Genomic DNA, 24,836 nt, shown 5'->3' with positions numbered 1-24,836 from the left:
CGTGGCTTCGCCGTGGGGTAACGGCCGGGCAACAGACGGGAGGGTCAGAGGGCCCGCCGGACGGCGGTGGCGAAGAAGCGGTGCGGCGGGTCGTCGTAGGTGGTGACCGTCCACCCCGTCCGGTCGGCCGAGGCGCGCAGGGGAGTCTCGGCCAGGGGCTCGTCGGGGCGCAGCGCCCGGCCGTGGCGGGCGGCGAGGGCGGCCCGCCCGGACGGATGGAAGAGCACGAGCGTGCCCCCGGGCCGGGTGATCCGGGCGAGTTCGCGTAACCCGGCCTCGGGGTCGGGCAGGTGGGTGAGCAGCCCCGCGGCGAAGACGGCGTCGACGCCGCCGTCGGGCAGGGCCCGGCCGGTGCCGCATCCGACGTCGACGACGACGGCGCCGGCGGGAAGCGCGGCCTCGGCGACGGCCGCGGCGTACGCGGGCAGGTCGTCGCCGAACGTCGTGTCCCACGTGGCGGCCGCGTCGCCAGCGCGGACCGTCGGCGCGAGCCACCGTGTCGGGGGCGTGCTCGGCGCGCCAGGCGTCCTCGTCGGCGAGCGGTGTGACGTCGGTCAGGCGGGCACACGGGCGGCCGGTCGCGCGCAGGGCGTCGGCGAGACTGTCCGCCACCACGTCCGCGTGCGTGCCGCCGTCGACGACCACCGTTATGCGCCCCGGCGGCACGGCCGCGACGAGGTGGTCGAGAACGTCGGCCCACCTGCGCACCTGCTCGTCGGTCAGGTCTCCCACCCCGGCCCCACGCCACCAGCCATCCTCCCGTCATGCAGATGCGGCCTCGATAAGGGAACAGTCATCGTGGATACGGCGCGTTCGGCCCCTTCAGAGCCGCAGGTGCGGTCGGCTAGGGTGGCGTCCGTGACGGTGTTCCGGATGAGTGAGGCGGCCGAGCTGCTCGGCGTCAGCACGGACACCGTGCGGCGCTGGGTGGACGCGGGCCGCCTCGCCGCCGCACGCGACGACCAGGGGCACCGGCTCATCGAGGGAGCCGACCTGGCCGCGTTCGTGCGGGCGCAGGCCGCCGACCCGGAGGAGCGTGCCGAGGAGTCGTCGGCGCGCAACCGGCTGCGGGGCATCGTGACCGCCGTCCTGAAGGACGCGGTGATGGCGCAGGTGGACATCCAGGCCGGCCCGTTCCGGATCGTCTCGCTGATGAGCCGGGAGGCCGTCGACGAGCTCGGCCTGGCGGTGGGTTCGGTGGCGGTAGCGGTGATCAAGTCGACCACGGTCGTGGTGGAGAAGCCCGCGACGACCGCCGGAAACAGGGGAAGGACCAGCCCGTGAGCGCACCACGATTCCGCGCCGCCCTGGCGGTGGTCGTCGCGCTCGCGGTGACCGGCCTGGCCGGTTGCGGCGGCGACGATCCGGCCGGCCCTCAGCCGGGTGGCAGCGGCGGCGCGACGACGGTGAGTGGCAACCTGACCGTCCTCGCCGCCGCGTCGCTGACCGAGTCGTTCACCCGGATCGGCAGGGACTTCGAGGCGGCCCATCCAGGCACGACGGTCACGTTCAGCTTCGCCGGAAGTTCCGCCCTGGCCACCCAGATCAACCAGGGCGCTCCGGCCGACGTCTTCGCCTCCGCCGCGCCCGCCACCATGAGGACCGTCACCGACGCCGGCAACGGCGCCGGCAGCCCGACCACCTTCGTGCGGAACCAGCTCGTCATCGCGGTGCCGAAGGGCAACCCGCACGGGGTGACCGGCCTGACCGACCTCACGAAGCCCGACGCGAAGGTCGCCCTCTGCGCGGAGCAGGTCCCGTGCGGTGCGGCCGCGACGAAGGCGCTCGACGCGGCCGGCGTGACGCTCACCCCGGTCACCCTTGAGCAGGACGTCAAAGCGGCCCTGGCCAAGGTGAAGCTCGGTGAGGTGGACGCGGCGCTGGTCTACCGCACCGACGTGAGGGCCGCTGCCGCGGACGTCGACGGCGTCGAGTTCCCCGAGTCGTCCGGGGCCGTCAACGACTACCCGATCGTCGTGCTGAAGAACGCGCCCAACAAGCCGGCCGCGCGGGCGTTCGTCGACCACGTGCTCTCCGACACCGGGCGGGCCGTCCTCACCGAGGCCGGATTCCAGGTGCCATAGCCGTGACCCTGCTCGACGACGTGGCGTCGCCCGCGCCGGCGGCGCCACCACGCCGGCCCCGACGCACCGGCCGCGTACCCGTGGCGCTGCTGCTGCCCGCCGCGCTCGGCCTGCTCTTCCTCGTCCTGCCGCTGGCCGGGCTGCTCGTCAGGGCCCCGTGGAGCACGCTTCCGCAGCGTCTCACCGAGCCCGGCGTGCTCACCGCGCTGCGCCTGTCGGTGGTCACGGCCACCGCCGCCACGCTGCTGTGCCTGGCGCTCGGTGTGCCCCTCGCATGGCTCCTCGCCCGCGTGGACTTCCCGGGCCGTCGCGTCGTACGCGCCCTCGTGACGGTGCCGCTCGTGCTGCCCCCGGTGGTCGGCGGCGTGGCGCTGCTGCTCGTCTTCGGCCGCCGGGGGCTGCTGGGCGGCTGGCTCGACTCGACGTTCGGCGTCACGCTTCCGTTCACCACGACCGGCGTCGTCCTCGCCGAGGCGTTCGTCGCCATGCCGTTCCTCGTGATCGCGGTCGAGGGTGCGCTCCGCGGCGCCGACGGCCGGTACGAGGAGGCCGCCGCCACCCTCGGCGCGAGCCGGTGGACCACGTTCACCCACGTCACGTTGCCGCTCGTCGCGCCCGGCATCGCGGCCGGCGCCGTCCTGTGCTGGGCCCGCGCGCTGGGGGAGTTCGGCGCGACCATCACGTTCGCCGGCAACTTCCCGGGCCGTACGCAGACCATGCCGCTCGCCGTCTACCTGGCGCTGGAGACCGACCTGCAGGCCGCCATCGTGCTCAGCCTCGTCCTGCTCACCGTGTCGGTGGTCATCCTCGCGAGCCTCCGCGACCGTTGGATCAGCGGCCCGTGACCGCCGACCTCACCGTACGCGGCGCCACGCCCCGGGTCGGCGCCCCGCTGCTCGACGCGCGCCTCGTGGTGGAGCGGAGGTCCTTCCGCCTGGACCTGCCGCTCGCCGTCCACGCGGGCGAGGTCGTCGCGCTCCTCGGCCCCAACGGCGCCGGCAAGACCACGGCGCTGCGGGCGCTCGCCGGGCTGCTGCCGCTCTCGGACGGGCACCTCACGCTCGCCGGTCGCGACCTCGACCGCCCCGGCCGCCGGCTCTGGAGCCCGCCCGAACGGCGGCCGATCGGTGTGGTCTTCCAGGACTACCTGCTCTTCCCGCACCTGACCGCGCTGGACAACGTCGCGTTCGGCCCGCGGCGGCAGGGTCTGCGCCGCCGCGCGGCCCGCGAGCGGGCGGCCGGCTGGCTGGACCGGATGGGCCTGGCCGACCATGCCCGCAGCAGACCGCGACACCTCTCGGGCGGCCAGGCGCAGCGGGTCGCGCTGGCCCGCGCCCTCGCCGTCGAGCCGGCGCTGCTGCTGCTGGACGAGCCGCTGGCCGCCCTGGACGCCCGCACCCGGCTCGACACGCGGGCCCAGCTCCAACGGCACCTCGCGGCGCACCCGGGCGCCACGCTGCTGGTCACCCACGATCCGCTGGACGCTCTCGTCCTGGCCGACCGGCTCGTCATCGTCGAGGACGGCCGGGTCGTGCAGGAGGGCGACGCGGCCACCATCACGGCCCAGCCGCGCACCGACTACGTGGCCCGCCTCGTGGGGCTGAACCTGTACCGGGGGCACGCGACCGGCCACACCGTGGCGCTCGCCGGCGGGTTCGAGCTGACCACCGGCGACGCGCACGACGGCGACGTCTTCGTCGCGTTCCCGCCGTCGGCCGTGGCCCTGCACGCCGCCCGCCCGGACGGCAGCCCCCGCAACACCTGGCCGACCACGATCGGCGGCGTGCAGCGGCACGGCGACAACCTCCGGGTCCAGCTCGCCGGGCCGATCGAGGTGGCCGCGGACGTCACCCCGCTGGCGGCGGCCCACCTCCGCCTCGCGCCGGGACGGCCCGTCTGGGCCGCCGTCAAGGCCACCGAGACGCGCGCCTACCCGGCGGCGCCTCCGGCCCGCGACGCCCGCACCGACCGCTGAAGGCTGTGGCGGCCCCGGTCCCGCGCGGCGGCTGACCCGGGCCGGTTCGCGGTATGACGTTTCCGGTATGTCGCATTTCGGGGACCGGGCATCTGCATCCACGTGCATCAATGTCGGCGACGCTGCCGGCGAGGGACCAGGGGAGTACGTGATGTTCCGACGACAAGTGCTGCGCGCCGCGACGGCCGCCCTGGCGGCGATCCTGGCGGCGGCCGGGATGCAGGTCGCCACCGCGGCCGGCGCCTCCGCCGTGCGGACGGTCCACTACGGCGCCAGCCGCGTCGGCGAGTTCCGCACCAACTTCGACCAGGCCGCGCAGATCTGGAACAGCCGGGTCACCACCGTCCGGCTCCTGCCCGGCACACCGGCCAGCAACTGGCCGGCTCGGTGAGCCACGCACTGGCGCCGATCCCGACCACGTCGGGCGCGGTGGGCACGGCGACCCGGATCATCGGCTGGGGTCAGACATGCCCGACCCGGGGCTGCGGTTCCGCGCCGACCGTGGCGTACGAACTGGACACCTCCATCGTGGCCCGGTCCTGGATCAACAGTCAGGTCGGTGGTCTGCCGTCCTGACCGGACGGTGCGCGCCCGGCGCGGGGGATGTGGCGGCATTCCCCGCGCCGGTCCGCGCGACCTCGACGGAGTCGTGCGGGCGGGCGTGCCGCACGTCGGGCACACCGGGGGGTCATCCCGCGGTGGCTCAGCGTGCGGTACGGTGCCTCACATATCGACCCCTTCAGAGGTGAACCATGCCGGTCGTGGCCGCGCTCGCCCTGACCCTCGCGCTGGCGCCCGCGCCCGCGCCGTCCCCGACGCCGTCTGCCGGGCCGGTCGGTAGTCTGCTCGGCGGTGTCGGAAGCCTCGTCGACGGCCTGCTGGGCGCGGGGGGTGGTGGCACGCCGACCCCGACCCCGACGCCCACTTCACCGACGGCGGGCCCCTCCGTCACGGCGGTTCCCTCGTCCGCCCCGGTGGTGCCGCCGGCGGGTACGCCGAGCGGCGTGCCGACCAGCGCACCGGCCGGGGTGCCGGGCCCTCCGGGCGCTCCGGGGCCGGCGGGGCCCCGCGGTGGGCTGGGTGACCCGGTGGTCGTGGTGACGGGCACGCCGCCACCCGCGGTCGGCGTTCCGGGCGACCCGACCACGTCTCAGGGGCTCGCCGCGCCCGCCGCCGTCCAGCCGGACCCGCTGATGCGGTGGGCCGCCATGATGCTCGCGGTCGGCGTGCTGGCGGTGCCGGTGGCCCTGATCGTGCGCCGTCGCCGCCCGGCGGTCGCCCCGTCGCCCGCCACGCCGTCGACCGGCGGCGCGCCGGTGCCACCGGCCGAGGTCGACGAGACCAGCGGGAACGTCACCCGCCTGCCCACCAACCTGAACGCGATCTACGAGCTGGGCCGCCTCGACGAGCGGCTCGCCCAGGAACGCGAACGCCGCTCCTGAGCCTCACTCCCCCCGGGGGCGGCGCTGACCACGCAGCATGGCGGAGGCGCTGTCCCCTATCGGGGCGCGCCGACCGCGCATCATGGCGGCGGCCCCGGCCCTCGACCCTTGCGCCGGCGACCGCGTCGCGGCCGTCCTGACTCTCCACGCCGCGGCCCCGCCGCCCGGCGCCCCGGCCACGCCCCGCCGCCCGCCGCCCGGCGCCCGGCCACGCGGCGCCGTCGCGACTCTCCGCGTCCCTGCCGTGGTCGGCCTGCCCGTGAAGGCGGCCGTCGAGAGCGGTTGACGGCCGCAACCTGCGCATACTCGTCGCCGACCCGTGCGTGACGGCGTTGGAAACGTTTTCGTAACGAGCCCTTGACCTCTCCCGGGAGACCGGCGCAGACTCCCCGGAAACGTTTACAGAATCGGGTGGAGGTGCCAGGACGTGGGGCGTAAACGTTTACAGGAACCGGCCGACGGCCGGCCCACGGTGCACACCGTCGCGGCCCGCGCCGGCGTCTCGATCGCGTCCGCCTCCCGCGTCCTCAACGGCGTCGGCGGCAGCGCCGAGACCATCCGCAAGGTCCGCGCGGCGGCCGCCGAGGTCGGCTACGTCCCGAACGCCATCGCCCGCTCCCTGCAGTCGCAGCGCACCGGCCTCGTGGCGCTCGCCGTCGAGGACATCGGCAACCCGGTGTACGTGGCCATGATGCGGGCCATCGAATCGGTCGTCGCCTCCTCCGGCCGGCAGCTGCTCGTGCACGCCACGGGCGGGCGCATCGACAACGAGACCGCACTGCTGCGGCGGCTCGCCAACCGGTACGTCGACGGGATGATCATCTCGCCGATCCGCGTCACCGCCGACCACCTCGCGGCCCTCGTGGACAGCCCGGTGCCGGTGGTGGTGGTCGGCCAGCTCGGCGCGGACGCGCCGGTCGACAACGTCCGCACCGACTCCCGGCACGGCGTGGCCCTGGCCGTGGACCACCTGGTCGCGGGCGGCCGGCGGCGGATCGGGTTCGTCAACGGCCCCCTCGACACGGTCCCCGGCGCGGCCCGCGACGCCGGCTTCCGGGCCGCCCTGGCCCGGCACGACATCCCGCTCGACGAGGACCTGGTCGAGGTGGGCGACTTCCAGTACGCGGCCGGCCGGGCCGCCACCGAACGGCTCCTCGCCCGCACCGAACCCGACGCCCTGCTCTGCGCCAACGACCTCATCGCGGTCGGCGCGCTGCACGCCCTGCTCGCCGCGGGGCGCCGGGTGCCCGAGGACGTCGCCCTCGTCGGCATGGACGACACCGAGCTGGCCCGGATGATGTTTCCCCAGCTCTCCAGCGTCTCGCTCGGTTCGGCCGAGCGCGGCCGGCGGGCCGCCGAACTGCTCCTGCAACGCATCGCCGACCCGGCCCTGCCGCCCCGACGCGAGCAGGTGCCACCCGGCCTCGTCGTCCGGGCCTCCAGCGCCGGGCCGTCGCCGACCGCCGACAGGGCGCCGACCGCCGGCGAGCCGCTGACCGCCGGCGAGGCCGGGCAACCGGCGCCGCCGGCGCCCCGGCCGTCCACTGACCCGCTCGCCGGGCCGATCACCGACCCGTTCGCCGGGCCGGCGGGTCCGGCGCCGACCCACCCGTCCAGCGAAGGGGCGAGCTCATGACCACGCTGGCCGAGCGGCCGGACGTCGAACGGGCCGGGCGGACGCGCCGCCGGACCCGGTCCCGGTCCGACCGGACCGCCATCTACCTGCTGCTGCTGCCGTCGCTGCTGCCGATCCTCGTGCTGTCGGTGTTCCCGCTGCTGCGCGGCATCTACCTCGGCTTCACCGACGCCCGGGCCGGGCGCAACGTCGAGGTGTCCTTCACCGGCCTCGCGAACTACCGGGAACTCCTCGGCGATGAGCTGTTCTGGAACTCGTTCAAGATCGGTCTGCTCTGGGCCCTCGGGGTGACCGTGCTGCAGTTCCTGCTCGCCCTCGGCCTGGCCCTGCTGCTCAACCAGCAGCTGCGGTTCCGGGGCGTGGCGCGGGTGCTCGCCGTGGTGCCCTGGGCGATGCCGCCGGTCGTGGTCGGCATCCTCTGGAAGCTCGTCTACCACCCGGACGCCGGCCTGCTCAACGAGTTCTTCCACCGGATCGGGGCCGACGGGCTGCGGACGAACTGGCTCGGCGACTTCAGCACCGCCCTGCCCGCGGTGATCATCGTGGGCGTCTGGGCCGGCATGCCGCAGACCACCGTCGTCCTGCTGGCCGGTCTCCAGGGCGTGGCACGCGAGCTGCACGAGGCGGCGGCGGTGGACGGGGCGAGCACCTGGCACCGGTTCCGGCACGTGACGTTGCCCGCCCTGGCCCCGGTCATCGTGGCGATCACCTCGCTGGACTTCATCTGGAACTTCAACTCGTTCGGCCTGGTCTACGTCCTCACCGCGGGCGGGCCGGGCGGCAAGACCATGCTGCCGATGCTCTTCGCCTACGAGGAGGCGTTCCGCTACGGCAACTACGGCTACGCGGCGGCGCTCGGCAACGTCATGGTCGTGATCATCGTGGCGCTGCTCGCCGTCTATCTCCGGCGCCGGCTGAGGGAGGCGAACTGACATGTTTGGCAGGCCGAGCCGCACCGGTCGGGCGTTGCAGTACCTGGCCCTCGCCGGCTACCTGATCTTCCTCGGGTTCCCGCTCGTCTGGCTCCTCTCGACGGCGTTCAAGCCGCCGCGCGAGCTGGTGCAGCTGCACCCCTCGCTCATCCCGAGCAACCCCACCGTGCAGAACTTCGTCCAGGCCTTCACCGAGCAGGATCTGGGCCGGGCCGCGCTGAACAGCCTTCAGGTGTCGCTCGCCTCGGCGGTGCTCACCGTGCTGGTCGCCATGCCCGCGTCGTACGCGCTCGCGCGGTTCCGCTCGAAGCTCGGCACCGCGGCGCTGGGCTGGGTGCTGCTGTCCCAGCTGTTCCCGTTCGTGCTGCTGATCATTCCGATCTTCCTGATCCTGCGGCAGGTCGGGCTGGCCAACACGCACGCCGGGTTGGTGCTCATCTACGTGGTCTGGGCGCTGCCCTTCGCGCTGTGGATGCTGCAGGGCTTCGTCCGCAACATCCCCCGCGAACTGGAGGAGGCGGCCAGCGTCGACGGCGCCAGCCGCCTCCAGGTGCTGCGCCGGGTGGTGTTCCCGCTGCTCGCCCCGGGCCTCGTGGCGACCGCGCTGTTCTCCTTCATCTCCGCCTGGAACGAGTTCTTCTTCGCCCTGGTGCTGGTCAAGACACCCGAGCTGGCGACCCTGCCGGTCGCCCTGGCCCGGTTCGTCGGCATCGAGGGCACCGCCCGCCTGGGCCCCCTGGCGGCCGGTTCGCTGCTGGCCACCCTGCCCAGCCTGATCTTCTTCGCGTTCATGCAACGCCGGCTCTCGTCCGGGTCGCTCGCCGGCGCGGTCAAGGGTTGAACCGTCCCCCACCACCATCGAGGAGGTAATCCCCCATGCTCCGTACCCGATTCCGCCGACTCGCCGCGGCCGCCGCGGTCGCGGTCGTCGGCCTCGGCGGCCTCACCGCCTGCGGTGACGGCGGCGACGACGAGGCCACGTCCGGCCCGGTCAAGCTGCGGTTCCTCAGCCTCGCCTGGCAGAAGGAGTCACTGCAGGCCAACAAGGACCTGGTCGCCAAGTGGAACGCCGAGCACCCGGACATCCAGGTCGAGTACGTCCAGGGTGACTGGAACTCGGTCCACGACCAGCTGGTCACCTCGTTCGAGGGCGGCGACGCACCCGACATCGTGCACTACGAGGCGTCGGCGATCGGCGAGTTCAGCAAGCAGGGCTACCTGGCCGACCTCTCCGACCTGATCTCCGGTGACCTGAAGGGCCAGATCGACCAGGGCGTCTGGGACACCGTGACCTTCGACGGGAAGGTCACCGGCGTGCCGTTCCTGCTGGAGTCGCAGGTCGTCATCGCCAACAAGAAGCTGCTCGACGCCGCGGGCGTCGCGGTGCCGCCGGCCGACGGCGGGTGGACCTGGGACGAGTTCCAGGCCAACGCGCAGAAGCTCACCAAGCCCGGCCAGTACGGCGTGGCCTGGGCGCTGAAGTCGCCCACCAACCGGGTGCTGAACCTCGCGCTCAACTACGACGGGAAGTTCTTCTACACCGACGGCGGCCGCACCGAGGTCAAGGTCACCGACGCCGAGAAGGAGATCCCCAAGCGGATCCACGACATGCTCTACACGACGAAGACGGCCTCCCCGGAGGCGCTCGGCATGAGCGGCGCGGACACGCTGCCCGGCTTCTTCGGCGGCAAGTACGCGATGCTGCCCGGCTCGGTGTCGCTGCGCCAGCAGATGGTCGAGCAGGCCCCGGCCGGCTTCGAGTGGGTCACCCTGCCCCCGATCAAGGGGCTGTCCAGCAAGCAGGCCGCCAACCCGCAGACGCTGTCCGTCTCCGAGGACTCGAAGCACAAGAAGCAGGCCGCGCAGTTCCTCGAGTACTTCCTCAACCCGACCAACATGGCCGCCCTCGCCAAGGGTGACTGGCTCGTGCCCACAGGCAAGCAGGCCAACGAGGAGCTGGTCAAGCTCACCGGCGGCAAGCAGGGCTGGGACGTCGCCGCGGACAGCGCCGCGGACCTGACGGTGGCGCCGTTCCAGATGGCCGACGGCTACCCGGAGTGGAAGACCAAGTACGCCACCCCGGCCCTCCAGCAGTACTTCGCCAACAAGATCACCCTGGACCAGCTCGCCACGCAGCTGGTCGACGGTGGCAAGCAGGTTCTGAGGTAAGACAATGTCACTCTTGCTCGACACATCGGTCGGATGCCTGGTCGGCGCGGCGGTCGGTGACGCCCTCGGCGGCGCCACCGAGACGGCCCTACCGGAGCAGATCCGCGTACGCTTCGGCGGCTGGGTCGAGGGCATCGTGCCCCCGTACCACGCCGACTGGGCCACCGCGCGGCCGCTCGCGCCGTACCACAAGGGCGACGGGCACATCACCGACGACACCCTGATGACCCACGCCCTGGTCCGTGCCTACGCGGCCAAGCGCGACCACCTCGACGCGTACGACGTGGTGGAGCTCCTGGTCCCCGATCTGATCGAGCGGGTGGTCTACATCCCCGACCTGGAGCGGGAGGGGGTGACCTTCCACCGTCTCGCGGCCGCCGAGCGGTGGCTGGTCACCCGCCTGCACCACGCGCACGCGGACCCGCGTGAGGCCGGGGTGGGCAACATCGTCAACTGTGGCGCGGCCATGTACATGGCGCCGGTCGGCATCGTGAACGCGGGCGATCCGGCCGGGGCGTACGCCGAGGCGGTCGAGATCGCCGGGGCGCACCAGCACAGCTACGGGCGGGAGGCCGCGGCGGTGTTCGCCGCCGCGGTCGCCGCGGCGGCCGCCTCCGGCGCGACCGTCGACGACGTGGTCGCGGCCGCGCTCGACCTGGCCCGCGACGGCACCCGGGCCGCCATCGACGCGGTCGTCAAGGAGGCCCGGGGACACCACGACTGGAAGACCGCGATCCCCGCGCTGCGGGCCGCGGTGGCCCCGTACGACACGGTGGGCGAGGAGTACCGCAGCCCGGGCCTGGGCGCCCGCCGGCCCAGCCGGCTGCACGCCATCGAGGAACTGCCGGTGGCGCTGGGCATGCTCGTGGTGGCCGGCGGCGCGTACCGGCCGGCGGTGCTGGGCGCGGTGAACTACGGCCGGGACGCCGACTCCACGGCCACCATGGCCGGTGCGATCGCCGGGGCGCTCGGCGGCGCGGCGGCCGTGCCGGCGGAATGGTCCGAGGCGGTGGCCACGGCCTCCCGCACGGACCTCACCGAGCCCGCCCGGATGCTCGCGGCGGTGGCGGGCGAGGTGTTCGAACGCGACCGGGCCCGCTTCGCCCGCCGGGCCGAGCGCTTCGCCGGGCTGACCGGCGACGCGTCGCGGCAGGCCGGCGACGTGCCACGCCAGCCCGGCCCCGCGGGCGGGGAGCGGGACGGGGAGCCGGCCCGGTGAGGATCACCTGGGTGCAGCCGGAGGACCTGCTGCCGCACGAGCTGGCGGCCAGCCGGGACGAGGGACGCGACGTCACCGCCCTCGCGGATCGGTGGGCGCGGGCCGGCGGGGACCTCACCCCGCCGGTCAGCGGCGCCTCGCCGACCCCGGCGTCGCCGGAGCTGCGGGCGCTCGCCGCCGAGCTGCTGGACGCCGCCGACGCGCTGCCCGCCGTGGCGGCCGACGACGAACCCGACGACCTGGCCGCGATCCGCGCGAGCTGGCCCGCGGACTTCGCGCTGCCGACCGCCGCGACGTACGACCGGGTCCACGGCGCCTGGCTCGGCCGGGCGGTCGGCTGCCTGCTCGGCAAGCCGGTCGAGAAGATCCCCCGGGAGGGGATCCGCGAGATCCTCACCGCGACCGGCCGCTGGCCGCTGCGGGACTGGTTCACGGCGCAGGGCCTGCCGGCCGACATCGCGGCCCGTTGGCCATGGAACCGGCGCAGCGCGCCGACCAGCCTCGCCGAGAACATCGACGGCATGCCCGAGGACGACGACCTGAACTACGCGCTGCTGGCGCTGCGCGTGCTGGAGACGCACGGGCGGGACTTCACCAGCGCCGACGTCGCGCAGGCGTGGCTGGACTGGCTGCCCGGCGGGCGGGTCTTCACGGCCGAGCGGGTGGCGTACCGGAACCTGCTGCTGGGGCTCGCGCCGCCGGAGAGCGCCCGCCGGCACAACCCGTTCCGGGAGTGGATCGGTGCGCAGATCCGCACCGACGTGTACGGCTGGGTCAACCCCGGCCGTCCGGACCGGGCCGCAGAGCTGGCGTACCGGGACGCGACGGTCAGCCACGTCCGGGGCGGGGTGCACGGTGCGATCTGGGCCGCGGCGCTGGCCGCCGCCGCGCCGGTCGCCGCCGACGTGGACGAGGTGCTGGACGCCGCCGAGTCGGTGCTGCCACCGCGCAGCCGGTTCGCGGCGACGGTGCGGGAGGCGCGGGCGCTGGGCGCCGACGGCGACGACTGGGAACGCGTCGTGGACGCGATCTACGCCCGCCACGGCCACCTGCACTGGGTGCACGTCCGCAACAACGCGGCACTCGTGGCCGCCGCGCTCGCGTACGGGCGGGGCGACTTCGAGCGGTCGATCTGCGCGGTGGTCAGCGGGGGCTGGGACACCGACTCGACGGGCGCGACCGTCGGCGCCGTGGCCGGGGCCCTCGCCGGCGCGTCCGGGCTGCCCGGGCGGTGGGTGGCCCCGCTGCACAACCGGCTGGCCAGCAGCATCGCCGGCTTCGACGGGATCGGCTTCGACGAGCTGACGCGGCGCACCCGGGCGCTGGCCGAGCCGGGTGCCGGGTCGTGACCGGGCGACGCGCGCCCGCCGGCGACCGGCGGACGGAGGGAGACAGGGAATGAGCGCACGCGTGGTGGTGGTCGGCAGCGCCAACCTCGACCTGGTGGTGACGGCCCCGCAGCTGCCCCGGCCCGGGGAGACGGTGCTCGGCGAGGACTTCCGCACCGTGCCGGGCGGCAAGGGCGCCAACCAGGCGGTCGCGGCGGCCCGCGCCGGGGCGGCCTGCGACTTCGTGGGGGCCGTCGGCGACGACGCGTTCGGCGTCCAGCTCCGGGACAGCCTGGCCGGTTCGGGGGTGGGCGTGCGCGGCCTGCGTACGGTGCCCGGCCCGTCCGGCGTGGCGCTGATCGCCGTCGACCGGTCCGCCGAGAACTTCATCGTGGTCGCCCCCGGCGCCAACGGCGCGGTCACCGACCTGGGCGCCGAGGACCGGGCGACCATCGCGGGCGCCGAGGTGCTGCTGCTCCAGCTGGAGGTGCCGCTGTCCACGGTGGTCCAGGCCGCCGACTGGGCCCGGGCCGAGGGCACCACCGTCGTGCTCAACGCCGCGCCGGCGGCCACCCTGCCGGTCGAACTGCTCGACCTCGTCGACGTGCTCGTCGTCAACGAGCACGAGGCGGCCACCGTGGCCGGAGCCGCCTCGGCCGACCCGGCCGTGCTGCTCGACGCCCTGCTCGCGCTGGTGCCACGGGTGGTGCTGACGCTCGGGGCGCGCGGCGCCGCGTACGCCGACCGGCGCGGCCTGCGGCTGGAGATCCCGGCGCCGCGCATCGAGGCGGTGGACACCACAGCGGCGGGCGACGCGTTCACCGGCGCCCTCGCGGTCTCGTGGGCCGAGCGCGGCGGTGCGATCAGCGAGGAGACCGTCGCCGCGAGCCTGCGCTGGGCGTGCGCGGCCGGCGCGGCCTGTGCCCAGCGCCCCGGCGCGTCCACCGCGCTGCCCGAGCGGGCGGCCATCGACGCCCTCCACGACGCGACCTACCGAGGTACCCCGTGAGCTTCAACCCGTACGTCCCGCGCCCGATCGACCGTCCCACCGAGGTGCCACTCGACGAGCGGGCCGACCTCGGCGTGCTCGACGAGGCGAAGATCTTCGCCGCGCCCGACGACCCCGCGGACTGGCCCGCCTGGCGCGAGCAGCTGACCCGCTGGCGGGCCGACGCGCGCACCCGGCTCGGCTACACCGGCGCGCACTACGACGAGATCACCGGCGACTGCTTCACCGTCTGTCTCGCCTGGCTGTGGGACGAGACGCTCTACGACCACGAGCGCGGCGTCTTCACCGTCGACGCGTTCCTCGACGCCGCCGAGCGGGACTTCGGCGGCTTCGACGGCGTGGTGCTGTGGCACGCGTACCCGGTCATCGGGCTGGACGACCGCAACCAGTTCGACTGGTACCGGGACGTGCCGGAGCTGCCCGACGTGGTGCGCGCGTTCCAGGCGCGCGGGGTGCGGGTGTTCGTCGACTACAACCCGTGGGACACCGGCACCCGCCGCGAGGCGGGCACCGACGCCGAGGAGGTCGCGGCCCTCGCCGGCAAACTCGGCGTCGACGGGGTCTTCCTCGACACCCTCAAGGAGGGCGCGGGCGAGCTGCGCGCCGCGCTCGACGCCGTACGCCCCGGCCTGGTGCTGGAGGGGGAGAGCCGCGTCCCGCTCACCCGCATCGGCGACCACGCCATGTCCTGGGCGCAGTGGTTCGCGGACTCGACGGTGCCCGGGGTGCTGCGGGCCAAGTGGTTCGAGCGGCGGCACGTCCTGCACCACACCCGCCGCTGGCACCGCGACCACCTCGAGGAACTGCACTCGGCCTGGCTCAACGGCGTGGGTGTGCTCGTGTGGGAGAGCGTCTTCGGCGTCTGGGTCGGGTGGAACGAGCGGGACCGCGCGGTGCTGCGCGCGATGCGCCGCGTTCAGGCCACCCACGCCGCGTGGTTGCGCGCCGAGGACTGGGTCCCGCTCGCCGACCACCCCGGCACCGGCCAGGTGTACGCGTCCCGCTGGACGCACGACGGCGAACCGCTGTGGACGGTCGCGAACCTCGGCGGGGACCACGACGGGCCGTGGGTCGTCACCGACGCCCGGCCCGGCGCGCGCTTCGTCGACCTGGTCACCGGCGCCGAGCTGACCGTCACCGAGGCCGGCGACGGCCGCGTCGCCGTGGGCGGTCCGTTGCCGGCCGGGGCGATCGCCGCCGTGGTGGTCACCGACGCCACCGTGGCCCGGCACGCACCGCCGACCGGCGACCCGTCCTTCCCGGCGCGGGCCGCCGTGCGTACCCGCACCCCGTGGGCGCCCGCGGCCGCGGTGCCGGCCGGCATGGTGGAGGTCGCCGCGGGCCGGCGGGATCTGGTGGTCCGGCACCGGGTGCGGGAGACCGGGCTGTACGGCGAGACGCCGTACGTCGACGAGTGGAAGCCGCTGCCGCCGCGGCTGCACCACACCGCCACGCTGCGCCGCACCGTCACGCTCGGCCGGTTCGCGATCGCCACGCACGAGGTCACCCACGGCGAGTACGCCGAGTTCCTGCGCGCCACCGGCTACCGGCCCGTGCGCCCCGAGCGGTTCACCGCCGGGCGGGGGCCCGCCGACGCCCCGGTCACCGGGGTGGACCTGGCCGACGCGCGGGCGTACGCGGCCTGGGCCGGCCTGCGACTGCCCACCGAGGACGAGTGGCAGGTGGCCGCCGAGGCGGGGCTGCTCACCCGGCGGGCGCCGCTCGTGTGGAACCTGACCGAGAGCGAGCACTCCGACGGGCGTACGCGGTTCGCCATCCTCAAGGGCGGCGCCGCGTACCGGGCCGAGGGCTCCGACTGGTACCTCGACGGCGGCCCCCAGCCACCCGAGGTCTCGGTGAAGCTGCTGCTCACCGGGGCCGGTCTCACCCGCTCCGACCAGGTCGGCTTCCGCTGCGTGGCCGACCTCCCCACCCCCGAGGAGTGATCTCATGAGCAGACGCTGGCGGATCGGCGGCGGTGTCGCCGCCGTGGTCCTCGCGCTCGGCCTGGCCGGCGCGGTGCCCGGTACGGCGGGCGCGGAGAAGACCCGCGCGGGCACGTTGACCACCGCCGCGGCGCCGTCCCCCGCGCTCGGCGGCAGCATCGACTACACCGTCTACCTGCCGTACGGCTACGCCACGCAGACCGAAACCCGCTACCCGGTGCTCTACCTGCTGCACGGGCGCGGCGACACGATGCAGGCGTGGACCCGCGTGAAGGCCGACCTGGACCGGATGATCGCCGACGGCGAGGTCCCGCCGGTCATCGCGGTCCTGCCCGACGCGCCGTGGAGCAGCCGCGGCAACTGGTACGTGGACTCCGCCTACACGGGCGCGGACGATCCCGGCCGCCCGGTCGAGACGGCGCTCACCCGGGACCTGGTGGCGCACGTCGACGCCACGTACCGCACGGCGGCCCACCGGGGCGCGCGGCTGGTCGGCGGCTACTCGATGGGCGGCGCGGGCGCGCTGCGCTACGCGCTCGCCCACTCCGACCTGTTCGCCAACGCGCTGGTGCTCAGCCCGGCCGTGTACCGGCCGCTGCCGCCGGCCGACTCGTCGGCGCGGGAGTACGGCGCGTTCGGCGCGGGGGAGCAGCGCTTCTCCGACGAGGTGTACCAGCGGTTGAACTACCCGGCCCTGCTGCCGGGGCTGGACCCGGAGTCGCCGGTGCGGATGTACATCGCGGTCGGCGACGACGAGTGGGCCAACCCGGACCCGGCCGACGCCGTGCACGACCTCGACTACGAGGCCGCCACGCTCTACAACACCGTCCGCCGTGCCGACGGGGTGGCCGCCGAGTTCCGCGTGCTCGACGGGGGGCACGACTGGGACGTCTGGCGTCCGGCCTTCGTGGACGGTCTGAAGCACCTCGCGGGCACGCTGAGCGTCACACCGCCCGCGGGGCTGCCCGGCCCGCCGCACGGCACCGCCGGCGCCGACTGGGCCGGTGGGGTGGCGGCCCACGCCGACGGCGCCACCACCATCGGGTACGCGGCCTCCGGCCCGGTGGCCGGGCAGCCGTACGCGGGCGGGCTGGACGCTGTGGTGAGCCGGCTCGGCGCGGACGGCGCCACCCGGTGGGTCAGACAGTTCGGCACCGCCGCCAACGAGCGGCTGTACGGCGTGGTGCCCCTCGCCGACGGAGGGGTGCTCGCGGCCGGGTACACGCGCGGCGACCTCGACGGCGGCCACCCCGGCAGCCCCGCCGACGACGGTTTCGTGACCCGGTTGAGCGAGACCGGCCAGCGGGTCTGGCTCACCCAGGCCGGCGACCCGGCGAAGGCGGACCGCTTCTACGCGCTCGCGGCGGCCCCGGACGGCGGCGCCTACCTGGCCGGCTACACGAGCGGCTCCTTCGCGGGTGAGGCGGCGGCCGGGGACAAGGACGCCGTGCTGGTCCGGGTCGCCCCGGACGGGCAGGTCGTCTGGAGCCGCCAGTTCGGCGGGCCGGGCGAGGACAAGGCGTACGCCGTGGCGGCCGACGCGCAGGGCGTCTACGTGGCGGGCGGCAAGTCGGCCGGGCTGCCCGGCACGACGTCGCTGGGCGGCGCCGACGGTTGGCTGGCCGCTTTCGACCCGGCCGGCACCCGCCGCTGGGTGAACGCGGCCGGCGGCGCCGGCGACGACCTGCTCGGCGGTGTGGCCGTCGCCGCGAACGGCACGGTGGTCGCCACCGGGTCCACGGGCGGCGAGGCGACCGCCGGCGGCACCGACGTGCTGACCGTGGCGTACACGACGGCGGGCCGGCAGCGCTGGCGGACGGTGACCGGCGGCACGGGCGCCGACGCCGGCGCGGACGTGGTGCCGCTGGCCGACGGCGCGGTGGCCGTGGTCGGCTTCACCGGCAGCCGGCTCGGCCTGCCGGTCGGCGGCGCCGACGTGCTGACCCTGCGGCTGGACGCGCGCGGCCGCCAGCTGGGCGTCGCCCAGTACGGCACCGCCCGCGACGACGCGGCCGACGCGTTCGGCGAGGAGAACGTGTACGCGACCCGCGCGGCCGACGGACGGCTGCTGGTCAGCGGGCTCACCGCCGGAGCGCCGCTGGGCGGCGACGCGCTCGGCAACGGTGACGTCTTCCTCGCGACGATCGAACCGACGAAGGGAACGCCATGACGGTGACATCGGGCGCGGGCCGCGGCCCGCTCGACGGAGTGACGGTGGTCGACCTGGCCACCCTCTTCGCCGGGCCGCTCGCCGCGGCGTTCCTCGGCGACTTCGGCGCCGACGTGATCAAGGTGGAGCACCCGGCGAAGCCGGACCCGTCGCGCGGGCACGGCCCGGCGAAGGACGGCGTCGGGCTCTGGTGGAAGGTGCTCGGCCGCAACAAGCGGACCGTCACCTGCAACCTCTCCGACCCCGAGGGCGCCGAACTGCTGCGCCGGCTGCTCGCCGACACCGACGTGCTGGTGGAGAACTTCCGCCCCGGCACGCTGGAGCGGTGGGGGCTCGGCCCGGACGAGCTGCACGCGGTCAACCCGCGACTGGTGATCGCGCGGATCAGCGGGTTCGGGCAGGTCGGCCCGTACGCCCGCCGGCCCGGCTTCGGCACGCTCGCGGAGGCGATGAGCGGCTTCGCGGCGGCCACGGGGGAGCCGGACGGCCCGCCCACCCTGCCGCCGTTCGGGCTGGCCGACTCGGTGACCGCGCTCGCGGCCGCGTACGCGGTGATGCTGGCCCTGCGGTCCCGCGACCTCACGGGCGCCGGGCAGGTGGTCGACCTCGCCATCATCGAACCGATCATGGCAATGCTCGGCCCGCAGATCACCTGGTACGACCAGCTCGGCTACATCCAGCCGCGGCTGGGCAACCGGTCCAACAACAACGCCCCGCGCAACACCTACAGGTGTGCGGACGGGCGTTGGGTGGCGGTCTCCACCAGCGCGCAGAGCATCGCCGAGCGGGTGATGCGCCTGGTGGGGCGCCCGGAACTCGTCGAGGAACCGTGGTTCGCCACCGGCACCGGCCGGGCCGGGCACGCCGACGAGCTGGACGCCGCGGTGAGCGCCTGGGTGGCGAAGCGGGACCGGGACGAGGTGGTGGCCGCGTTCGAGGAGGCGCAGGCGGCCGTCGCTCCCGTCTACGACGTGCGCGACATCCTCGCCGACCCCCAGTACGGGGCGCTCGGCACCGTCCGTGCCGTCCCCGACGAGGAGCTGGGCGAGGTGCGCATGCAGAACGTGCCGTTCCGGCTCTCCGCCACGCCCGGGGAGATCCGGCACGCCGGTCGCCGGCACGGCCAGGACACCGACGCGGTGTTCGGCGCGTTGGGGCTGAGCGCCGACGAGCTGGCCCGGCTGCGCGAGCGCGGGGTGGTCTGAATGCTGCTCACGTGGCTCTACGTGCCGGGCGACCGGCCGGACCGGTTCGCCAAGGCGGTCGCCTCCGGGGCCGACGCGGTCATCCTCGACCTGGAGGACGCGGTGGTGGCCGGCCGCAAGGCGTACGCCCGCGACGCGGTCGCCGACTTCCTGGCGCAGGAGCACGCCGTACCCGTGCAGGTACGGGTGAACGAGCTGACCGGCCCCGACGTCGCCGCTGACCTCGCGGCGGTGACCGATCGGCCCGGGCTGGCCGGGCTGCGGCTGCCGAAGGTCGAGTCGGCCGCCACGGTGGCGTCCCTTGCCGGCCGGGCCGAGGTGCCGCTGCACCCGCTGGTCGAGTCGGCGCTCGGCCTGGAGGCCGCGTACGCCATCGCCACCGCCCACCCCGCGGTGGCGTCGATCGGGCTCGGCGAGGCCGACCTCCGCTCCGACCTCGGGGTGAGCGACGAGGAGGGGCTCGCGTGGGCGCGCGGGCGGGTGGTGGTGGCGGCCCGCGCGGCCGGCCTCGCCCCGCCCGCGATGTCGGTGTACGCCGACGTGGCCGACGCCGACGGGCTGGCCGCGTCCTGCCAGCGGGGGCGACGGCTCGGCTTCCTCGGTCGGGCCGCGATCCACCCGCGGCAGCTGCCCGTCATCGTCGAGGCGTTCCGGCCGGCCGAGCGCGAGGTGGCACGCGCCGCCGAGCTGCTGGCCGCGGTCGCCGACGCGGAGCGGCGGGACTCGGGCACCGTGGTGCTCCCCGACGGGCGGTTCGCCGACCGTGCGATGGTGGCCGCGGCCCGGCGTACCGTCGATCTCGCCGCCCGCTACGCCGCCTGAGCGCGGGCCGGCGGTCCGCCGGCGCTCCGTTGCGCCGCCTGGCGGCGTCCCACCGCGAGGGACGCCGCCGATCCGGTGTCGATCACGCAGCCGGGACCGGCGCGGGGACCCGCCGGCGGGCCAGGGCCGCCACGGCGCCGAGCACGGCCGTGAGCGTGCCCAGCAGCAGGACCGCGTCCGCGCCGTGCGCCGAGAAGCCGCCGTGGTGGCCAGCCGGGAGCAGGCTGGACGCCACCGTGATGCTGGCGGCCACGCCGAGCGCGGAGCCGACGTAGCGGGCCGTGTTGTTGGCCCCGGAGCCCATCGCGACCCGGTCCGCGGGGACGCTCGCGACGGCGAGCCGGGCGAGTGCCGCGTTGAGCAGCCCGCTGCCCGCGCCGGAGATGAGCAGCCCAGGGACGGTGCGGGCCCACGAGTGCGCGTCGGCGTAGCCGAGCATGGCCAGGTAGCCGATGGCGGTCAGGGCGAATCCGACGGTGAGTTGCCGGGTGGGCGTGTGCCGCGTACCGAGGTGGCGCATCTGGTTGCTGACCAGGAACGACGCCCCCGCCCAGAGGAAGGCCAGGCCGGCGGCGCCCAGCGCGCTGACGCCGACCAGCGACTGCACGAGGGTGGGGAGCACGGTGCTCGGGCCGAGGGCGGCGAGCCCCGTGAAGAACGCGCCGAGCGTGGCGAGCCGGAAGTCCGGCCGGCGGAACAGGGCGAGGTCGAGCATCGGCGCCCGGCCCCGGGCCTCGATGGCCACGAAGGCGGCGAGCAGCAGCACCCCGAGGACCGCGGGAATCAGCACCGCGGGCCGGAGCCAGCCGGTGCGTCCGGCCGTGACGGCGACGAGCAGCAACGCGAGGCCGGCGCCGAGGGTCAGCACGCCCGGTACGTCGATGCGGGCCGCCCGTGCCGCGCGGGACTCGGCGAGCAGCCGCCCGCCGAACGCCGCCAGCAGCGCGGCCAGCGCCGCGACGACCAGGTACAACCAGCGCCAGCTGCCGACCGCGGTCAGGAGGGCCGAGGCGAGCGGCCCGATCGCGATGCCGGCGCCGAGCATCGAGGCCCAGCGGGCCGTGGCGTGCGCCCGCCCCTGGGCGGTGTGGAAGGCGTGCCCGAGCAGGCCCAGACCGGCTGCGAGGATCGCGGCGCTGGCCGCGCCCTGCACGACGCGGGCGGCCACGAAGGTGGCGGCGTCGGGCGCGACGGCGGCGCCGACGGTGCTGACGGCGAGCAGCGCCAGGCCGGACCGGAAGATCCGGCGACGCCCGAAGTCGTCGCCGAGGCTGCCGGCCACCAGCAGGGTGGCCGCGAGCCCCAGGGTGATCGCGTTGATCAGCCACGTCTGGGTCGTGAGGCCGGCCCCGAGGCTCCGCGCCGTCTGGGGCAGCACGGCCACCGGCGCGGTGTAGTTCATGAGGACGAGCAGCGTCGCGGCGCAGACCGCGAACAGGGCCCGGGCGTCGGAACGGGGCGCCTCCGAGGGCGGGGCCACGGCGGACGGCGCGCTGGCGTCGGCGGTTGTCGACATGCGGAAGGACCTCTCGGTTCGGTGAACGAACCGACAGTAGCAGGGATGGTTCGTTGAACGAACCTACGGGGGGTAGAATCACACTTATGCCGCTGGGGAAGAGCTACGAAAGGCAGAACTGCTCGCTGGCCACCGCGCTCGAACTGGTCGGCGAGCGCTGGACGCTGCTCATCGTCCGCGACGCCTTCTACGGCGTACGCCGCTACGGCGACTTCCTCGCCCACCTGGACATCCCGCGGGCCGTGCTCGCCGACCGGCTCGCCACCCTCGTCGACGCCGGCATCCTCGAACGCCGCCGCTACCAGGACGCCCCGCCCCGGGACGAGTACGTGCTCACCGACCGGGGCGGCGAACTCTGGTCGGTGATCTATCCGCTGATGAGCTGGAGCGAGCGGCACTTCGCGGTCGGCGAGTCGCTGCGCACCTTCCGGCACGCGGCCTGCGGCACCCAGCTCGACCCCGCCGGCCGCTGCCCGACCTGCGGAAACGTCGACGTGCCACCGGGCGACGTCGAGGCCCACCCCGGGCCGGGCGTCCCGGCCGAGCCGCGCCAGGACCCGGTCAGCGTCGCCCTGCGCCAGCGTCCGCACCGGCTGCTCCGGCCCCTGCTCTGACGCCACCCGGCGGCGGATCCACGCTGCCGCCACGTGCGGCCGGTGCGTGCGGCGGGCCCGCTCCTGATGAGCCCGGCTCCGGGCCGACCCGAGCCCGTGCCCGGCGTGTGCGCGGCCTGCTACGGCGCTCGCGCCGGTCGGTCGAGGCGGTCGAGCCGGGCCAGTTCTGCCGTGCCCTCCCGCACCGCGGCCGCGGCCAGCGCGATGGTCGCGGGGTTCGTGCCGGCCCCCTGCTCGGCCCGGGCGACCCGCACGGCCTGCCCGAGGTGCGCGCGCAGGTGCCCGGCGACCAGCCGTTCGAAGGCCGGTCCGTCCGCCACCCGCAGTGCCGCCAGGTCCTCGGCGGTCGCCATCCCCGGCATGTCGTGGCCCTCGTGGGGGTTGGTCGCGGGCGCGCCGGAGTCGGCCAGCAGTCGACGGGCGCGGCTCAGCTCACCGCGGTGGGTGTCCGCGACGCCGGCGGCCAACCCACGCCAGGCCGGGTCGCGGGTCCGGGCGGGCACCAGGTCGAGCACCGGAAGCAGCCGCTCGGCCATCGCCACGGTGAGCTGGAGCCAGGCCACGTCGGTCGCGCTGAACGCCCCGGCTGTCGTACCCCCGACGGGTGTGCCGGTGGTCGCGCCCGGCGGGGCGCTCGCGGCGGCCGGCGCGCGGCGGTCGTCGCTCGGGTCCGCGGAGCCGCCGGCCGCGGCGCAGCCCGCGAGGAGCAGCGCCGTGGCGAGAAGAGCGGACGGTACGGCGAGGCCCGCGCGCATCGCACCTCCTCCCCGCCGTGGGGAGCGGACCCCATGCCATCGGGTCCGCTCCCGTCCGGCGAACACGTCCGGTCAGAGCGGTCGCCCGTCGGCGCCGCACTTGATGACCGGGCGGATGCAGTCCCGGACCCGGCGCTCCATCTCCGCCACCGGCCAGGCGTTGAAGAAGTCGCCGTGCATGGTGTAACCCGGCCCGGAGGCCAGGCGGAGCGGCGACGGGTCACCGCTGACCGGGTACCGCAGCACCTGCCGCAGCTTTGGCACCGGCACCGGGTGGCTCGCCGGGCAGGCCTGGTTCACCGGGTACGCCATGTGGCTCTTGTGGTCCGGCGAGTCCAGGTCGCGGCCGTTCCAGCACTGGGGGAAGTCCAGGTACGACTCCAGCATCGTCCCGGCCGGGCAGGTCACGAAGTTCTTCGACGGCGGGACCTGCCCGGCGTGCAGACAGGACCAGCGGGCGATGCTGCCGTCGTCCGGGCTCGTCGCCCGGGCGTTGCCGGCGACGATGCGCAGCCCCTGCGGGATCGGCTCAGTACGGGCCACGATGTCGCTGCGTACGCCCTCGCCGAGGTAGTAGAACGTGACGATGGTCGGCTCCACCGGCACGTCGTTCCTGTAGAGCGTCGGCACCCAGTAGGACGACGTGTCCACCCGCGGGTTGCAGGTGCTCGTCGAGTTCACCAGGTCCGGCAGGGTGGTGTGGGCGTTGGTCACCGTGCTGCCGAAGAAGCTGTGCATGTGCGAGGCGCCGGGCAGCCCCGGAAAGATGATCGGGTCGTCCGGGAGCCGGTGGCTGTAGGGGCAGTCGGCGGGGAACTCCGCCACCCGGATCGCGTTGACACCCGGGGCGGCGTCGGCCCGGGTGGTGGTGGAGACGACGTACGTGCCGAGCAGTGCCAGCAGGGCGCCGATCGCCGTGGCGAGGCGCAGCCGGCGGCGGGTGCCGGAGAGGGTTGCGGCCCTGTCCATCTCGTACTCCTGTCGGGGTGGGTCAGGGAGGTTCCGGCGCCGCCGCCGAAAGGCATCGGGAGATCCCTGGCCAGGACGTGGTGGTGGTGTGCGCTGTGCAGGAGCAGTAAGAGAGCGCTCTCACGGACAGCGTCGGGCAGACGTCGACAATTGTCAATGCATGTCCGGCGTGCGAAGCGCGGACGGCGAAAAGGGCCGACCCCCGGGGATCGGCCCTTGATGCCACGAAGGGCCGACCCCGTGTGGGGGTCGGCCCTTCGTGTTGGTGCGCTTGCTCTGTTTGTGGGTCAGTTGGTGGAGTAGCCGCGGGTGGCGATCCAGTCGCCGAGGTGGTCGACGCTGACCCAGTAGGAGGCGGTGTCGGGGTTGGCCGAGTCGGCGATTTTCACCTGGTGGCCGTTGTCGCGGTAGCCGACGACGCTGATGTAGTGCCCGCCTTCGAAGGAGTGGGTGTTGCCGTCGGTGTCGGTGGTGGTGCCGGCGATGTTGGCGACCACGGCGCGGCCGTCGTCGATGGTGCGGACGATGTCGGTGCGCAGGGTGTCGGTCTGCTTGTCGTCGGCGTTGGGGGTGCTGATTTCGACGCTGTGGTAGGCGTTGTTACCGGTTTCCTTGTTCAGGACCGGGGTGATGTCGTTGATGGAGTTGGTGCCGGCCTCGGTGGTGCCCATTTCCTTGGCCATGGCGTCGACGTTGATGTCCTTGCCCTGGACGGAGAGGGCGTTACGGGTGGCGGCGGGGCCACAGTAGAAGAAGTTCGGCTGGGCCTCGTAGCGCACGTTGAGTTCCCGCTCGCTGTGGCCGCCGCTCTTGCGCTCGGTCTGGGCGCTGGCGGGCTTGGCGTCGGCGTGGGCGGCGATCGCCGGAGCGGCGATGCCGATGCCGGTGGCGGCGATGCCGGCGGTGGTCAGTGCGGTCTTGCGGATCAGATCGGTACGCATGATGAGGTACTCCTCTGGTCGGGGGTGGTGCCGTGCGCACGAAGGGGGGTGTGTCGCACGGGGAGGTTCGGGGGTTGGGTGCCTGGCGGCGTGGCCTGCTCGGG

General features: G+C 74.9%; 22 protein-coding genes and 2 pseudogenes. 18 read left to right on the top strand and 6 right to left on the bottom strand.

Annotation, left to right across the window (positions count from 1 at the left end; translation table 11 throughout):
* Positions 1-44 precede the first annotated feature (44 nt).
* Positions 45-227: a hypothetical protein gene (locus D7193_RS34445; RefSeq protein WP_241563670.1), complete on the bottom strand. Its 183-nt coding sequence runs from the start codon at positions 225-227 to the stop codon at positions 45-47.
* A 6-nt stretch (positions 228-233) separates the two neighbouring features.
* Positions 234-434: pseudogene (locus D7193_RS34440) on the bottom strand (class I SAM-dependent methyltransferase); the annotation flags it as partial.
* 424 nt (positions 435-858) lie between these two features.
* On the opposite strand from D7193_RS34440, the gene D7193_RS30865 reads away from it, so the two are divergent.
* The 17 genes and pseudogenes from D7193_RS30865 to D7193_RS30780 all read left to right on the top strand — a co-directional run bounded on the left by D7193_RS30865 (position 859) and on the right by D7193_RS30780 (position 19,937).
* Positions 859-1,284, top strand: a complete 426-nt coding sequence (locus D7193_RS30865) for a TOBE domain-containing protein (RefSeq protein WP_120783249.1) — start codon at positions 859-861, stop codon at positions 1,282-1,284.
* Complete coding sequence (gene modA, locus D7193_RS30860) at positions 1,281-2,084, top strand: molybdate ABC transporter substrate-binding protein (protein ID WP_120783197.1); 804 nt, start codon at positions 1,281-1,283, stop codon at positions 2,082-2,084. The genes D7193_RS30865 and modA overlap by 4 nt, the downstream gene beginning before the upstream one ends.
* A 2-nt stretch (positions 2,085-2,086) precedes the next feature.
* A complete protein-coding gene (locus D7193_RS30855) occupies positions 2,087-2,929 on the top strand; it encodes an ABC transporter permease (protein ID WP_120783196.1) in 843 nt (280 codons plus the stop codon).
* Positions 2,926-4,059 (top strand): ABC transporter ATP-binding protein, encoded by a 1,134-nt coding sequence (locus D7193_RS30850; protein ID WP_174242780.1) that lies wholly within the window; start codon positions 2,926-2,928, stop codon positions 4,057-4,059. Before D7193_RS30855 ends, D7193_RS30850 begins: the two co-directional genes overlap by 4 nt.
* A gap of 151 nt (positions 4,060-4,210) precedes the next feature.
* Positions 4,211-4,599: pseudogene (locus D7193_RS30845) on the top strand (peptidase S1); the annotation flags it as partial.
* A 212-nt stretch (positions 4,600-4,811) separates the two neighbouring features.
* Complete coding sequence (locus D7193_RS30840) at positions 4,812-5,501, top strand: hypothetical protein (RefSeq protein ID WP_120783195.1); 690 nt, start codon at positions 4,812-4,814, stop codon at positions 5,499-5,501.
* A gap of 427 nt (positions 5,502-5,928) precedes the next feature.
* The gene (locus D7193_RS30830; protein ID WP_241563668.1) at positions 5,929-7,137 is read left to right on the top strand and encodes a LacI family DNA-binding transcriptional regulator; all 1,209 of its coding nucleotides are present in this window, start codon (positions 5,929-5,931) and stop codon (positions 7,135-7,137) included.
* A complete protein-coding gene (locus tag D7193_RS30825; protein WP_120783192.1) occupies positions 7,134-8,069 on the top strand; it encodes a carbohydrate ABC transporter permease in 936 nt (311 codons plus the stop codon). The genes D7193_RS30830 and D7193_RS30825 overlap by 4 nt, the downstream gene beginning before the upstream one ends.
* A gap of 1 nt (position 8,070) precedes the next feature.
* On the top strand, positions 8,071-8,910 hold the full coding sequence (locus tag D7193_RS30820) for a carbohydrate ABC transporter permease (RefSeq protein WP_120783191.1): 840 nt from the start codon (positions 8,071-8,073) through the stop codon (positions 8,908-8,910).
* 35 nt (positions 8,911-8,945) lie between these two features.
* Entirely contained in the window at positions 8,946-10,238 is a 1,293-nt protein-coding gene (locus D7193_RS30815; RefSeq protein WP_120783190.1) for an ABC transporter substrate-binding protein, read from the top strand.
* 4 nt (positions 10,239-10,242) lie between these two features.
* Positions 10,243-11,457, top strand: coding sequence for an ADP-ribosylglycohydrolase family protein (locus D7193_RS30810; RefSeq protein WP_120783189.1), 1,215 nt, complete (start codon positions 10,243-10,245; stop codon positions 11,455-11,457).
* Complete coding sequence (locus tag D7193_RS30805) at positions 11,454-12,806, top strand: ADP-ribosylglycohydrolase family protein (RefSeq protein WP_120783188.1); 1,353 nt, start codon at positions 11,454-11,456, stop codon at positions 12,804-12,806. Before D7193_RS30810 ends, D7193_RS30805 begins: the two co-directional genes overlap by 4 nt.
* Positions 12,807-12,855: 49 nt before the next feature.
* Positions 12,856-13,794 carry a ribokinase gene (locus D7193_RS30800; protein WP_120783187.1) on the top strand — a complete coding sequence of 313 codons (939 nt, stop codon included), beginning with the start codon at positions 12,856-12,858 and terminating at the stop codon, positions 13,792-13,794.
* On the top strand, positions 13,791-15,740 hold the full coding sequence (locus tag D7193_RS34435; protein WP_120783186.1) for an SUMF1/EgtB/PvdO family nonheme iron enzyme: 1,950 nt from the start codon (positions 13,791-13,793) through the stop codon (positions 15,738-15,740). Before D7193_RS30800 ends, D7193_RS34435 begins: the two co-directional genes overlap by 4 nt.
* 4 nt (positions 15,741-15,744) lie before the next feature.
* Positions 15,745-17,910, top strand: a complete 2,166-nt coding sequence (locus tag D7193_RS30790) for an alpha/beta hydrolase-fold protein (RefSeq protein WP_120783185.1) — start codon at positions 15,745-15,747, stop codon at positions 17,908-17,910.
* Complete coding sequence (locus tag D7193_RS30785; protein ID WP_120783184.1) at positions 17,907-19,115, top strand: CaiB/BaiF CoA transferase family protein; 1,209 nt, start codon at positions 17,907-17,909, stop codon at positions 19,113-19,115. Before D7193_RS30790 ends, D7193_RS30785 begins: the two co-directional genes overlap by 4 nt.
* Entirely contained in the window at positions 19,116-19,937 is an 822-nt protein-coding gene (locus D7193_RS30780; RefSeq protein ID WP_120783183.1) for an HpcH/HpaI aldolase/citrate lyase family protein, read from the top strand.
* Positions 19,938-20,019: 82 nt separating this feature from the next.
* On the opposite strand, the gene D7193_RS30775 is transcribed toward D7193_RS30780, so the two are convergent.
* Positions 20,020-21,453, bottom strand: a complete 1,434-nt coding sequence (locus tag D7193_RS30775) for an MFS transporter (RefSeq protein ID WP_120783182.1) — start codon at positions 21,451-21,453, stop codon at positions 20,020-20,022.
* 86 nt (positions 21,454-21,539) lie between these two features.
* On the opposite strand from D7193_RS30775, the gene D7193_RS30770 reads away from it, so the two are divergent.
* The gene (locus D7193_RS30770; protein ID WP_120783181.1) at positions 21,540-22,067 is read left to right on the top strand and encodes a winged helix-turn-helix transcriptional regulator; all 528 of its coding nucleotides are present in this window, start codon (positions 21,540-21,542) and stop codon (positions 22,065-22,067) included.
* A gap of 119 nt (positions 22,068-22,186) precedes the next feature.
* Here the strand turns inward: D7193_RS30770 and D7193_RS30765 are convergent, their stop codons facing one another.
* The 3 genes from D7193_RS30765 to D7193_RS30755 all read right to left on the bottom strand — a co-directional run bounded on the left by D7193_RS30765 (position 22,187) and on the right by D7193_RS30755 (position 24,732).
* Complete coding sequence (locus D7193_RS30765) at positions 22,187-22,822, bottom strand: DUF305 domain-containing protein (protein ID WP_120783180.1); 636 nt, start codon at positions 22,820-22,822, stop codon at positions 22,187-22,189.
* Positions 22,823-22,894: 72 nt separating this feature from the next.
* Positions 22,895-23,791: a DUF1996 domain-containing protein gene (locus D7193_RS30760; RefSeq protein WP_120783179.1), complete on the bottom strand. Its 897-nt coding sequence runs from the start codon at positions 23,789-23,791 to the stop codon at positions 22,895-22,897.
* A gap of 287 nt (positions 23,792-24,078) precedes the next feature.
* Positions 24,079-24,732: a C39 family peptidase gene (locus tag D7193_RS30755; protein WP_120783178.1), complete on the bottom strand. Its 654-nt coding sequence runs from the start codon at positions 24,730-24,732 to the stop codon at positions 24,079-24,081.
* Between the last annotated feature and the right edge of the window lie 104 nt (positions 24,733-24,836).

This window comes from Micromonospora costi (genome assembly GCF_003626655.1).
Taxonomy (GTDB): domain Bacteria; phylum Actinomycetota; class Actinomycetes; order Mycobacteriales; family Micromonosporaceae; genus Micromonospora; species Micromonospora costi.
The sequence above is the reverse complement of the archived record's forward strand: the minus strand, read 5'-3'. Positions and strand labels throughout refer to the sequence as shown.

Coding starts and splice junctions, on each gene's coding strand:
- D7193_RS30755 (WP_120783178.1), bottom strand. CDS start 24,732: ATGCGTACCGATCTGATCCGCAAGACCGCACTGACCACCGCCGGCATC.
- D7193_RS30815 (WP_120783190.1), top strand. CDS start 8,946: ATGCTCCGTACCCGATTCCGCCGACTCGCCGCGGCCGCCGCGGTCGCG.
- D7193_RS30780 (WP_120783183.1), top strand. CDS start 19,116: ATGCTGCTCACGTGGCTCTACGTGCCGGGCGACCGGCCGGACCGGTTC.
- D7193_RS30760 (WP_120783179.1), bottom strand. CDS start 23,791: ATGGACAGGGCCGCAACCCTCTCCGGCACCCGCCGCCGGCTGCGCCTC.
- D7193_RS30770 (WP_120783181.1), top strand. CDS start 21,540: ATGCCGCTGGGGAAGAGCTACGAAAGGCAGAACTGCTCGCTGGCCACC.
- D7193_RS30840 (WP_120783195.1), top strand. CDS start 4,812: ATGCCGGTCGTGGCCGCGCTCGCCCTGACCCTCGCGCTGGCGCCCGCG.
- D7193_RS30790 (WP_120783185.1), top strand. CDS start 15,745: ATGAGCAGACGCTGGCGGATCGGCGGCGGTGTCGCCGCCGTGGTCCTC.
- D7193_RS30765 (WP_120783180.1), bottom strand. CDS start 22,822: ATGCGCGCGGGCCTCGCCGTACCGTCCGCTCTTCTCGCCACGGCGCTG.
- D7193_RS30775 (WP_120783182.1), bottom strand. CDS start 21,453: ATGTCGACAACCGCCGACGCCAGCGCGCCGTCCGCCGTGGCCCCGCCC.
- D7193_RS30800 (WP_120783187.1), top strand. CDS start 12,856: ATGAGCGCACGCGTGGTGGTGGTCGGCAGCGCCAACCTCGACCTGGTG.
- D7193_RS30785 (WP_120783184.1), top strand. CDS start 17,907: ATGACGGTGACATCGGGCGCGGGCCGCGGCCCGCTCGACGGAGTGACG.
- D7193_RS30820 (WP_120783191.1), top strand. CDS start 8,071: ATGTTTGGCAGGCCGAGCCGCACCGGTCGGGCGTTGCAGTACCTGGCC.
- D7193_RS30825 (WP_120783192.1), top strand. CDS start 7,134: ATGACCACGCTGGCCGAGCGGCCGGACGTCGAACGGGCCGGGCGGACG.
- D7193_RS30810 (WP_120783189.1), top strand. CDS start 10,243: ATGTCACTCTTGCTCGACACATCGGTCGGATGCCTGGTCGGCGCGGCG.